The following is a 13077-nucleotide window of genomic DNA, read 5'->3' as shown; positions in this document are numbered from 1 at the left end:
TGCTTTTTCGGCGATGGAAATACCCTTTTGAAAACAAACGAATAGGGAGTTCGCTAGCGGCTCCTACGAGTAATCCGTCTGTTTTCTGGCGGCTCAGCAGGCCGTTTGCTATCCCCCAATGGCCACAGAATTGCGCGTTCAAGTATGTAGGACAATTCAATTTTTTGAATTTTTTTTCATTTTTTGTCTATGGGTGAGTCCGTTTTTGTCATTGACGTAGGTGCAAACCTGCGGTCAACCGCCCTTGAACGACAGGATATCCAGGTTCTTCTTGCGCCAGCTGCTTTGCGGGACCAGGCGGAAATACCATTCCCGGAACCAGCAGGCGAGCGCTGACTCGGCTTGCTCGATACCACTCATGAAGCGCGCGGCATTGACGATTCCGTTGGCCCGTGGGAGCCGGTATTCCTGGTATTGGGCCAGTGCGGTACGCAGGTCCGGCGTCTGCGTCAGACGGTCGGCCAGCACCACGGCATCTTCGATCGCCTGCGCCGCGCCCTGGCCCAGGCTGGGCAACATCGGATGCGCCGCATCGCCCAGCAACACGACGTGGCCGTCGCAGAACTGCTTCACCGGCTGGCGATCCCGGGCATGCATTTTCAGCAGCGCACTTTCGGGGGTGGCCGCGATGGCCGCGACGACTTCCGGCGCCCAGCCGGCATAGGCCGCCAGCACTTCCTGCTTGTCGATGTTCAAGGCGGCATCCGCCGCGTTGTCGCTGTTGCAGGTGCCCCACCAGTAAGCCTGGCCGTCCCCCACGTCGCACAAGCCGAAGCGTTTGCCGCGACCCCAGTAATGCGCCACATACCCTTCGCTCATCACCGGGTGACTGAACGGCGTCACCGCCAGCCAGGCGATGTAGCCCGAGGCTCGTGTCGGTGTTTTCCCCAGCATCTGCTGGCGCACCACCGAGTTCAGGCCATCGGCGCCGATCAACAGGTCGGCCTCCTGGCTGCTGCCATCCTCGAAGCGTACCGTCACGCCATTCGGGCGATGGGCGTAACCCACGCAGCGCAACCCTGTGGTCAGGGTGTCGGGGGCAAGCTGGCGGGCCAAGGCCTGCAGCAGCAAGGGACGCTGGATATTCACGCTGGGGTGGCCCAGCTGTTCGCCGATCTCATGGATCGGCATGCTGGTGATGGGCGTGCCGGTCTGTTTCTTGAAGAAAAACCGTTTGATGGCCTGGCCCGCCTGTTCCACCGGGACATGGGCATCGATGGCGTGCAGCGCCGCCATGGCATTGGCCATGATGGACAGGCCGGTACCACCGGTACGCAGCGTCTGGGCCGCTTCGAAGACCTTGACCTGCCAACCGGCCCGCTGCAGGGCGATGGCGGCGGTCAGCCCGCCGATGCCGGCGCCCGCCACGATGGCTTTCCTGGGTTCAGTCATGCTGTTTCACCTTTCTCGAGCCGCTTAGGGGCGTTCAAACGATTGCCGTCCGGGATCCGATGTGCTCGGTCCGGGCCGCGTCCATGCGTAGCTTGATGAATTCACCGACCCGGACGATGTGCGGTTCACGCATCATGGTCAGGTGGTCGCCCTCCACGGCGATCCGTTGTACCTGGGGGGCGATCGAGCGCCAGCCGCGATACGGATCGTCGAAGGCGGTGCCCACCAGTTCGTGGGGGGCTTGCAGCACCTCGGGCAACTGCACATCCGCGGCGAACAGCGTGATCGGCAGATCCAGTGGCGCAAAGCGGTAGTCCAGCAACGACTGCCAGTTCGCATGGAAGACCCGGAACAACTGGTCCAGGGTGGCCAGGGTCAGGGTCTGGTCGAAAACGCCGCGGTCGATGGCGTGCCGCCTGATCGCCTCGAAGGCTTGCTGGTCTTGCATGGCAGAGAAGTCGAGCGCCTGGTAGTCGTATTCTTTCTGGCCATCGCCGCTGAGCAGTTCCCACATGAACCAGTTCATGAATTCGCTGCGCTCGATCTGCACGTCGCCTTGCTTGACGCGCACGATGGTGTCCAGCAGAAACACGTTGTGCAGGCGCCGGCCGCGCCGTTGCAGCTCGCTCGCCAGTTCATACGCCACGACCCCGCCGTAGGACCAGCCACCGATATTGAGCGGGCCCTGGGGCGCGATCTGTTCGATGGCGTCGGCGTAATGCACCGCCTGGGCCCGTACCGAGTGCAACGGGCCACGCTCATCCCAGGTGCCCGGAGCCTGCAGCGCATAGAGATGGACCTGGTCCTTGAGCACCCGGGCCAGGGCGGCATAGCAGAGCACATGCCCGCCGATGGGGTGGACCAGGAACAGCGTCGGTGCCCGGCTGGCGTTCTTGAAGTCCACCAGCGCGCCGGTTTCGGCGGGCGCGGTACCGGCCTGTTGCAGCACCTGGGCAAATTCGGCGATGGTCGGTGCCTGGATGAAATCGGACAGCGACGGCGCGAAGCCCTGGTGCCGGGTCAGCATGGCGACCAGCTGCACGGCCTTGAGGGAGTTGCCACCCAGCTCGAAGAAGTTGTCGTGCACGCTGATCCGTTCCAGGCCGAGGGTTTCCTGCCAGTAGGCTTGCAGCAGGTCCTCGGCGACCGTGCGAGGGCCGGTGAACGGACGTTGGGAGGTGTGCTGCACATCGACTTCCTGCAAGCGTCGCCGGTCAATCTTGCCGGTGGGGCCGAGGGGTATCCGGGCGATGCCGACCAGGGTGTTCGGCACCATGTAGTCGGGCAGGGCCAGGCGCATTTCGGCCTTGAGCTGGTCGAGATCCGGCTGGCACCCCGGCATGGCCTGGACGAAGCCCACCAGGTAGCGCGTGCCGTCGGCGGCGGTCTTGTCGATGACCGCCACCTGTTGAATGTCCGCGCCGAACCGGGCGGAGCCGAGCATCGCCAGTTCGATCTCGCCCAGCTCGACGCGATAGCCGCGGATCTTGACCTGGGCGTCGCTGCGTCCCTGGTAGACCAGGTCGCCCCAGGGCAGGTAGAAACCGATGTCTCCAGTTTCGTACAGGCGCCGGGTCCGGCCGTCCAGCTGGCGATAGACGAAGCGCTCGTCAGTCAGGTCGGGTCGATTCCAGTAGCCGTTCGCCAGGCAGGTGCCCTCGATGTACAGGTCGCCCATGACCCCGACCGGGCAGGCTTCGCCCGCTGCGTCCAGCACATGCATGCGAACCCCGTCGATTGGCGCACCGATGGGCGGCATGCTCGGCCAGGTCGCGGTGGCGCCTTCGAGCTTCAGGCTCGTGACCACGTGGGCTTCGGTCGGGCCGTAGTGGTTTTCCACCCGGCAATCGTCGAGGCCATCGATCAGGGCGCGGATTTCGCCGGTGATCTTCAGTTGTTCGCCAGCCACGCTGATCTGGCGCAGCGATACGGGGCGAATGCCCAGTTGCTGGGCCACTTCCGCCAGGCCCTGGAAGGCGACGTAGGGCAGGAACAGGCGATTGACCGCGTGCTCGCCGATGAATTTCAGCAGGCGGATGAAGTCGTAGCGCAGCCCTTCATCGATCAAGACCAGTTGCGCGCCGCAGCACAGGGTCGAGAAGATTTCCTGGAACGACACGTCGAACGAAATGGGCGAGTACTGCAAGGTTTTCAGCGGTGCGGCGCTGCTGTCCTCGTCCTGTCGGCGGTTCTGCCAGAGGATCATGTTGGTCAGTGCGCGGTGAGGCATCGCCACGCCCTTGGGCCGTCCCGTCGAGCCCGAGGTATAGAGCACGTAGGCGTTATCTTCGTCGGCGATGGTGGCGGCGAGGGTGGAAACCAGCGCGAGGTGGCGTGCAAGGTCATCGTCGAACTCGCTGACGACACTGTCCCAATGGCGCTTCACTCCCTGGCTGGCCAGGGGCGCCAGGTGCGCCGAGGCGTCGGCGAACAGCACCAGGCTGGGCTGAGAGTCTTCCAGGATCAGCCGGATGCGGTCGTGGGGGTAACTCAGGTCGATCGGCACATAGGCCGCGCCGGCCTGGACGACACCCAGCAGGGCGACGATCAGCTCGGGGGAGCGGGGCATCATGATCGCCACCCGATCGCCCTGGCCGATACCCTGCCGGTGCAGCCACTGCGTGAGCTGCGCACAACCGTTGCGCAGCTCACGGTAGGACAGGCGGGTCTGCTCGAAGCTCAGGGCGATCTGCTCGTCGTGGCGACCCAGGCTCTCCTGCAGCAGGGTCGACAGATTGTGCCGGGGAGCGGTCACCGGCGTGGCTTGTTCGATCTGGGGAAGCCAGGCTGGAATGCGGGGCACCGCAGTGGGCTCGGCGACGATCGACTCAAGGGTGCGCAACAGGTATTCGGCATAGGCCTCGACCTGGCTCGTGGCGACGCGGGCCGTGCAATAGTCCATTTTCAGCATCAGCGAACCATTGCCCGGGTGGCGGCCCATGGTGGTCAGCAAGTCGTAGTTGCTGGCTTCCGTGGTGTCCCATTCCACCAGGATCTCGTCACCCTGGGTCAGCATGTCCTTGAGTACATAGAAGTCGACGTAGTTGAACACCACGTTCAGCGCAACGGCGGTGTCGCGATGAATCAGGGCGAACGGATAACGCCGATGGGGGAAGACCTGCTGCTCCTCGCCGATCAACCCTCGGATCATCTCCAGCCAACTCTGGCCCTGGGCGTTGAAGCGCAGGGGCAGGGTGTTGAGGAACAGGCCCAGGACCGAGGCCGCGTCCTCGAACTCCGGCCGGCCATGGCTGATGACACCGCACAGCACTTCTTTCTGGTTGGACATGATGGCTTGCGCGAAACCGTGGGCGGCCAGCAGCACGGCGCGCAACGGCAGGTCCTGGTCGCGGCAGAACGCTTCGAGCCGCGCCAGATCCGCACCAGGCAGCTCCCGGTAGGCCGAGCGGTGCGGCGTCGTATCCGGGGCCGCCACGGGCACCCAGCTGGTCATGGACGCGGTGGGCGCCTCGCGCAGGTATTCGCTCCAGAACTGGCGATGGGCATCATCGGCCATGGCCTCCCGCTCCAGGACGATGAAATCGGCCGGCGTGGTCGTCAGCGCGGGCAGGGCGTCCGAGCCTTGCGTCGAGGTGTAGAGCGTGATCAGGTCGCGCATGAGGGTCGCCACGCTCCAACCGTCGAGAATCGCATGGTGGAAACTCAGCACCAGGTCGATTTCCTGCGCCGCCACGAAGACACAGAACTGATACAACGGGGCCTGCTGCCAATCCTCGCGATAACGCTTGCGTTCATCCACATAGCGGGCGATGGCCTGGGCGCGGGCATCGGGGCTCAGCGAGCGTGCATCGACAACCTGCACGGGGGCTTCGACCACGGGGTGTACCCGGGCCATGGGCACTTCGGCGTGACCGATGTCGAACGACATGCGCAACGCCGGGTGGCGCTGGATCAGCGCCTGGCAGGCACGCTGCCAGGCCATCGGATCCCAGTGCAGGCGCAGGCGATAGCGGAAGATATCGTGATAGATCGCCGAGTCCGGATGCATCATCGAGTGATAGATCATCCCGACCTGCAACTGCGAGGCCGCGTACACATCGTCGAACTCGCCTTCGTGGGCCAGGCGAATCGCCTCGGGGACCTGGGCGAACGGTGCCACGTGCATCGACGGCAGCAGGGGGATCGGCGAGATGGCCTGGGCCTGGATGCTGTGGGCCAGCTGCGCGATGGTCGGGTGCTGATAGACCTGGGCCAGTGTCAGGCCGATCCCTTGTTCACGTGCCTTGATCTGCAAATGGATGACTTTCAGCGAGTCGCCGCCCAGCATGAAGTAGTTGTCGTGGATGCCCGGCGCCGGCCGGTCCAGGTTCTCTGCCCAGAGGTCGGCCAGCATCCGTTCCAGGGGGGTACGCGGCGCCGTCGCATCGCTGCTGCCGAAGGTCTGTTCGGGCTCGGGCAGGGCCTTTCGGTCCAGCTTGCCGTTGACGTTCAGGGGCAGTCGTTCAAGCTGGATCAGGTGCCGGGGCACCATGTAGTCGGGCACCTGTCGGCGCAAGGCCTCGCGCAGGGCCTGCGGGCAGAGTTCGTGCCCGGGTTCGCCCACCAGGTAGGCGCTGAGGTACGCATCGCCTTCACCTGCCTGGCGAGCGATCACGACCGCTTCCTTCACGCCTTCGCAGGTAACGAGGCGCGCCTCCAGTTCGCCGAGTTCGATCCGCAGGCCGCGGATTTTCACCTGGAAGTCGTTGCGCCCCAGGTATTCGAGACTGCCATCGGGCAGCCAGCGAGCCAGGTCGCCGGTCTTGTACAGCCGCGCCTGGGGATCGGCCTGGAACGGGTCGCCGACGAACCGCTCGGCGGTGAGCTGCGGCCGGTTGAAGTAACCTCGCGCCACACCGATGCCGCCGATATGCAGCTCGCCGGCGATGCCGGGCGGCAGCGGTTGCAGGTTCGCGTCGAGGACATACAGCTGGATATTGGCGATCGGCTGTCCGATCGGGACGATGCCGGGGTGTACGTCGGGCCGGCACTGCCAGGCAGTGACGTCGATGGCCGCTTCGGTGGGGCCATACAGGTTGTGCAGTCGCACCTGCGGCAAATGCTCGAAAAACCGCACCTGCAGGGCATGGGGCAAGGCTTCGCCACTGCACAGCACTTGCTGCAGGGCCGACAGGCGCTGGGGCTCGACCTGGTCCAGGAACACTTGCAGCATCGACGGCACGAAATGCAGCAACGTGATGCCGGCGCCAGCCATGATGTCCATCAGGTAGCGGGGATCCTGGTGACCGCCGGGGGCCGCGACCACCAGTTGCGCGCCGCTCAGCAAGGGCAGGAAGAATTCCCAGACGGAGACGTCGAAACTGAAGGGGGTTTTCTGCAGGATCCGACTGTGCTCGTCCACCCGGTAAGTATCGCGAGCCCAGAGCAGGCGGTTCACGACGCCGTCATGCTGGTTCATGACGCCTTTGGGCAGGCCGGTGGAGCCTGAGGTGTAGATCACGTAGGCCAGGTGCCGGGGTGTCAGGCCCAGGGCCCTGGCGTCCGGGTTGTGCGTCGGTTGCCGGGCCAGGCGGTCGAGGTCGGTGTCCAGGCACAGCACAGGCACATCCACCATGGGCAGGTTCGCCAGCAACCCCCGGGTGGTGACAAGCACGCCGGGAGCGCTGTCCTTGAGCATGTGGTCCAGGCGGTCGGCGGGATATCCGGGGTCCAGGGGGACATAGGCAGCGCCCGCCTTGAGGATCCCCAGCAGGCCCACCACCATTTCCAGGCTCCGCTCCAGGCAGATGGCGACTCGGGCGTCGGGGCCGATGCCTTGCTCGATCAGGGCATGGGCCAACCGGTTGGCCTGTTGGTTCAGCGCATCATAGGTCAGTGCCCGGCTCTCGAAACGTACCGCTATCGCTTCCGGGCGCGCGGCCACCTGGGCTTCGATCAGCCCGTGCAGCAGCACGTCCCTGGGGTAGTCGACGGCTGTGCGGTTCCACTGCGCCAGCAACTGGTGTTCGGCCGGTGGCATGAGGTCGAGAGCCTTGACCGGCACGTCGAAATCATCGACCACGCCCTGCAGCATATGCATGAAGCGCTGTTGCATCGCCTCGATCTGCGTGGCATCGAAGTAGGCTTCGTTGTAGATGAAATGCATCGACACATCGTCGTCCGGCGCCGCTTCGCGGATGTGCATCGCCAGGGGCATCTGTTCGTAGCCGTTGCTGAGCTTGACCGGCTGCGCGGGGGCCGTTGCGTACCAGGTGTCCTGGTCCTGTTCGTAGGACACCACCAGGTCGAACAGCTGCCGGCGGCCCTGATGCTGCAAGCCCAGTTCCCGGTTCAGTTCGCTCAAGGGAAAACGTTGATGGCGGTAGTCCTGCTTGAGTGTCAGGGCGATCCTTGAGACCAGCTCGCTGAAGCTTGACTCGGTACCCAGGCTCAGGCGTACCGGGCTCATGCCGACAAACAGCCCCACCGTGGCCTTGTGCGCGGCATTGGCGCGGTTGAGGATCGGCAGCCCGATCACGATTTCATCGCGCAGGGTCACTCGGGCAAAGTAGCTGTACAACAGGCCCAGCATGGCGTGGAACACCGTCGCTTGTCCGCAGGCCTTCGCCCGCTCGCCAAGACGGTCGTACAACGCTCGCGGCAGGCGCCAGGCATGGTTTCGGCTGGGGGCCAGGCGCTGGCCGGACTGGACCTGGTAACGAGGCGCGAGCAAGGGTTCGGGCACCGTCCTGTATTTGTCCAGCCAGTACTGGCGTTGGCGTTGGAAGGCCGGTGAGTCCCTGTCGGCTCGCTGTTGCTCGATGTACGCTTGATAGGTCGGCGCTGGTTCCAGGGGGGCCGGCGACACCGAAAGGTCGGTGTAGGCCTGGCTGATGGCCCGGCCGATCATGGCGAAGGACCAGCCGTCGATGATCAGGTGATGGCAATTGATGAAGAAGTAATGAAGGTCTTCGCGGACCTTGATCAGGACGGCGCGAAACAGCAGCCCGCTGTCGAAGGAAAACGGCGTTTGCAGGTTCCCTTGCAACAAGGCCAGGGCGCTGGCTTGCGGATCGGCTTGCGTCGACACGTCGTGCAGGGCCAGCGGTACGCTCGCCGACGCCAGGAAGCGCTGGCGCGGCATGGGATGTTCGGCCGAACCGGGCACCAGATGGATGCGCAGGGCATCGTGGCGGGCGACCACCTGGTCGATGGCCTGTCGCAGTCTCGAGGCATCCACCGCGCCATTGATGCGCGCGTAGCCGCCGATGTTGTACAGCGGACTGTCTCCATGCAGCACCTGATCCAGCCAGATGTCCAGTTGCGGGGCGGTAAGCGGGTAAAGCACGTCCATGTCCGTTGTCCTTTTCAAAGCCGACAGCAGGCATCCGGGCGCTTGCTGTCGGTGGCGGGTTCATCCCTGCGCACGCTGTGCCTGGGTGGGCTTATGCGACCTGGTAGCGTTTCGGCGCGGTGCCGTGCGTGGCCCGGCGGGCGAGGGCTTCGACTTGCTGCGCCGCCGCTTCACAGGCGCTGTCGCCACTGGCGATCAGCGCGCGATAGCGATCACAGCTGGCGCGCACGTCGGGGCTGTTCAAGACCTTGTCCAGCGCCGCGGCCAGCGATTCGGCGGAGGCGGGCGGAAATACGCGCAAACCGCAACCCAGTCGCTCCATCCGCGCGGCGTTGTCGAACTGGTCGTGGGCGAACGGCGTGGCGATCTGCGGCACGCCGGCCGCCATGGCCAGCGCCGTGGTCCCGACGCCTCCGTGATGCACCAGGGCCGCACTCTGGGGCAGGATGCGACTCATCGGTACATAGCGCCGCACCAGGATCCGGCCTTGGGCGGACACCGCCGGGTCGACTGGCTGGCTGGTGAGGAATACGCCGCGCCGATTCACTTGCTTCAGGGCCTGGACCGCCGCAGTGAAATACTGCTCGCTGTTGACCATGGTCGAGCCCGGGGTGAACACCACCGGATTGTCCTCGTCCAGGAAGTCTTGCAGTTCGGCGTCCATCTGCTGGAAGCCCGACTCATCGAACAGCGGAAAGCCGGTCAGCACCGTCTGCGCGGGCCAGTCATGCTGCACCGGGGCGAACCACTGCGGGAACAGCCCCAGTACCCGATCCGGCGAGGAAATCCATTGGCTGATGATGCGTTTGACCGCAGGCAATCCCAGCTCCTGACGGAAACTGTTGAGTTGCGGCGCCATGACCCGATCCAGGAACGCTCGTTCGATGAGGCCCAGCAGCAGGCGCTTCATCCGATAAGGCACGAAGCCTGGCAGGTTGGTGCCTGGTGGATGGGTCGAAGGCGCCGCGGCGGACCAGAAGCCGAATGGCGAGACCTGGGCGGTGACCAGGGGAATGCCGTGCTTCTCATGCAGCAGACGCGCCGAAAACGCCCACAAGGAACCCAGCATGACGGTTTCGTCGTCGCAGGCCTGTTCCAGCAGTCGATACTGTTCACGCAGGGTGCTGGCGATGGTTTTCCAGAGCGTCGGCAACGAAGTCCGCGGGTGCCAGAGGGCCGGGTCGGCCATGACTTCGTCATATTCTTCACGGGTGCCCAAGGGCAGGAACTCGAAGCCGCAGCGTTCTATCAATGGGGCGAACGCGGCGCTGGCGCAAAACGTGATCCGATGCCCGCGCGCCGCAAGGGTGCGACCGATGCCGACAAAAGGATGGACGTCACCGGCTGAGCCGACGGCCGTAATGATCACATGCATAAGGCTCCCTCCAGAGTGATCGTGGGTTACGCAACGGATGAGCGTTCGTGGACTCCAGCCACTAAAACGATTCAGCCTTGGTGGTTATTAAGCATGGCCCGGCGGGAAAAGTCTGTGGCGGAAAACCGGGACAGTTGCCAGGCCATGGGAGCCTCGTGACGGCGGGCCGACCTTCGAAAGTGTCGAGCCAGACACCTTGCAGCTGTCTGGGCCATTGCCGTCGCAGGCAAACCCGCGCGGCGATGGCCCGGTCATCGTCGAGACTGACCGGGCCATCGCCCTGCAGGCTGGACCACGCCCACTGGGTGGGTCATGACGCCATGGCAGTCCTCAGCTCCCGGGAAATCGCCTCGCCCAGCCCGGTGACATGGGGAGCCTTGACCACGGTGTTGTGAGTGCCGGGAAGGGCCGTGACGCTCACCCGATCCTGGAGCAGTGCGCGCCAGCCCAGGGTCGGATCGCTGCGTTGCTGGTCACTGGCTGTGAACAACGACACCTTGAGCGGGCTCGGCGGGCTGACATAGGCACCGATGGCCTGCCGTGTCGCATAGGCCACCGCCAGGTGCGTGCGCAACAGGCCGGCATCGATGTCGTGAGGCAGCTCCTCGGGCAACAGGCGATTGGCTGTGCACAGCGCCAGCATCGCCTCGATGGCGCAGTCCTCGGCCAGCGCCGTCAGTTGCCGGGACAGGTCGGGGTCGATCTGCTCGGGCAGCCAGGCCATCAGGAACTGAGCCTCGCTCACCGCCGGCGCCGGGACCGGATCAGGGCGTGCCGATGCGTCGATGATGCCGAGGAACTCCAGGGCTTCACCACCGGCCTGGAGCTGGCGTGCCATTTCATAGGCGATCAGCCCACCGGCCGACCAACCGGCGATCCGGTACGGCCCTTGCGGCTGGACCTGGCGGATGGCGGCCAGGTAGCGCGTGGCCATGGCGCCGACATCCGACAGCGGCGCCTCCCCCGCCACCAGGCCGCTGGCGGCCAGGCCGTAGACCGGCATCTGGGGATCGAGTGCCGACGCCAGGTCCCGCGCATACTGGACCTCACCGCCCAACGGATGCACCAGGAACAATGGCCGCTGGGAGCCGGTCCGCCGGATCGGCACCAGATTGCCGTGGGCGCCCGGTCGTGCCTGGCCGTCGAGTGTCCTGGCGAAACCGGCGATGGTCGGCTCGACGAACAGGTCACGCACCGCGATGGGTTTGCCCAGCACCTTGCGCAGCCGCGAAGCCATCTGCACCGCCATCAACGAAATGCCGCCGAGGCTGAAGAAATCGTCATGCCGGCTGACCTGTTCCAGCTTGAACAGGTCCTGCCAGAGCGCCGCGATGGCGATCTCGGTATCGCCTTGCGGCGCCTCGTAGGGCAGGGCCTGGACCGGGCTGTCCGCGAGGCTTTCCGGCTGCTGCGTGGCGCTGGCCGAGCGCACCAGCATCGGGAGGTTGTCCAGCAACTGGCCGAGGGACTGGCGGGGATCGGCGACCAGCTGTTCCAGGACCGTGGCGAACAGTCCGGCGATGTTCTGCACGGTGACGCGGTCGAACAGGTCGTTGGCGTACTGCAGGCTGCCACCGATGCGCTCGCCGTTGTCGATCAACGACAGGGACAGGTCGAACTGAGTGGTGTTGTGTGGGCTTTCCAGGGTCTGCACGTCCAGCCCTGGCAGTTGCAGCGGTGACGGCGGCGTGTTGTCCAGGCTCAGCATCACCTGGAACAACGGGCTGTGACTCATGCTGCGGGTTGGTTGCAGGGCGCTGACCACCTGTTCGAAAGGCAGGTCCTGATGACTGTAGGCCGCCAGTGTCTGCTGCTTGATGCGTTCCAACAGGTTTTCGACACGGCTGTCGCGCCCGGTGTCGACCCGCAATGCCAGGGTATTGGCAAAAAAGCCGATCAGTGCCTCCAGCTCGGGGCGTTGGCGATTGGCGACAGGGGTGCCGACCACCACATCGTACTGGCCGCTCAGGTGGCTCATCAGCACTGCCCAACCGCCCAGCAGCACCATGAACAACGTGGTGCCCCGGGCCTGGCTGAACGCGCGCAACTGCGCACTGAGTGCCGGTGTGAACGCGCACTCGACGATACCGCCGGCATAGCTCTGGATCGCCGGGCGCGGGCGATCCAACGGCAGGTTCAACAGCGCGGGCGCGCCCTCCAGGTGTTGTCGCCAGAAATCGATCTGCGCCTGCAGCGCCGGGCCTTCCAGGGACTTGCGCTGCCAGGCGGCGTAATCCACGTATTGCAGCGCCAGGGGCGGCAGCGGGTCTTTGTGCCCCTGACTGAAGGCGCTGTAGAGCGCGCTCACTTCACGGGCCAGTACACTGTTGGACCAGCCGTCGGACACGATGTGGTGCAAGGTCATGAACAACACATGCTCTTCATCCGCCAATTGCACCAGATGGCCGCGCATCAATGGTCCCCGGTTCAGGTCGAACAGTTGCGTCGCATTCACCTGGCCGAGGCGTTCCAGCGTGGCGCTGCGTTCGTCGGCCGGCAGCGAGCGCAGGTCTTGTTGCTCCAGTTGGAAGCGGTAATCGGCTGGAGCGATCTTCTGTACCGGTTCGCCATCCACCAGTTCGAAACGGGTGCGCAGGGTTTCATGGCGCGCCACCAGGCGGTCCAGGGTGGCCTGCAGGGCGGACTTGTCCAGCGGCCCTTTCAGGCGCAAGGCCAGCGGCAGGTGATAGGCGGCGCCCGCCGCGTGATCCAGATGATCGAGGAACCACAGGCGTTGCTGGGAGAACGACAGCGGCAGGCGTCCCGAGCGATTGGCCAGGGGAATCGATGCCGATTCGCTGGGCGACGCGGCGTTGACCAGCGCGGCAAGGCCGCGCACGGTCGGTGCTTCGAACAGCTCGCGCAGGCTGATCCGCGCACCCAGCTTGCGGCGCAGCCGCGAAAGCAATTGCACGGCCAGCAGGGAGTGGCCGCCCAGTTCGAGGAAGCCGTCGTGGCGGCCGACCTGATCCAGGTGCAGCAAGCCTTTCCAGATCTCGGCAATGGCGATTTCGGT

Annotated in this window: 4 protein-coding genes; all 4 read right to left on the bottom strand. The window is 65.0% G+C overall.

Going from position 1 to position 13077, the window contains the following annotated elements:
• Positions 1–234 precede the first annotated feature (234 nt).
• On the bottom strand, positions 235–1392 hold the full coding sequence (locus BT179_RS19550) for an FAD-dependent monooxygenase (RefSeq protein ID WP_072396698.1): 1158 nt from the start codon (positions 1390–1392) through the stop codon (positions 235–237).
• 34 nt (positions 1393–1426) lie between these two features.
• Complete coding sequence (locus BT179_RS19545; RefSeq protein ID WP_072431536.1) at positions 1427–8686, bottom strand: amino acid adenylation domain-containing protein; 7260 nt, start codon at positions 8684–8686, stop codon at positions 1427–1429.
• A 91-nt stretch (positions 8687–8777) separates the two neighbouring features.
• On the bottom strand, positions 8778–10061 hold the full coding sequence (locus BT179_RS19540; RefSeq protein WP_072431537.1) for a glycosyltransferase: 1284 nt from the start codon (positions 10059–10061) through the stop codon (positions 8778–8780).
• Between the two features lie 310 nt (positions 10062–10371).
• On the bottom strand, positions 10372–13077 hold a 2706-nt coding region (locus BT179_RS19535; RefSeq protein ID WP_256343855.1), incomplete at its 5' end, for a condensation domain-containing protein.

This window comes from Pseudomonas sp. NFACC43 (genome assembly GCF_900119645.1).
In the GTDB taxonomy this organism is placed as follows: domain Bacteria; phylum Pseudomonadota; class Gammaproteobacteria; order Pseudomonadales; family Pseudomonadaceae; genus Aquipseudomonas.
The sequence above is the reverse complement of the archived record's forward strand: the minus strand, read 5'-3'. Positions and strand labels throughout refer to the sequence as shown.

Coding starts and splice junctions, on each gene's coding strand:
- BT179_RS19545 (WP_072431536.1), bottom strand. CDS start 8,686: ATGGACGTGCTTTACCCGCTTACCGCCCCGCAACTGGACATCTGGCTG.
- BT179_RS19550 (WP_072396698.1), bottom strand. CDS start 1,392: ATGACTGAACCCAGGAAAGCCATCGTGGCGGGCGCCGGCATCGGCGGG.
- BT179_RS19540 (WP_072431537.1), bottom strand. CDS start 10,061: ATGCATGTGATCATTACGGCCGTCGGCTCAGCCGGTGACGTCCATCCT.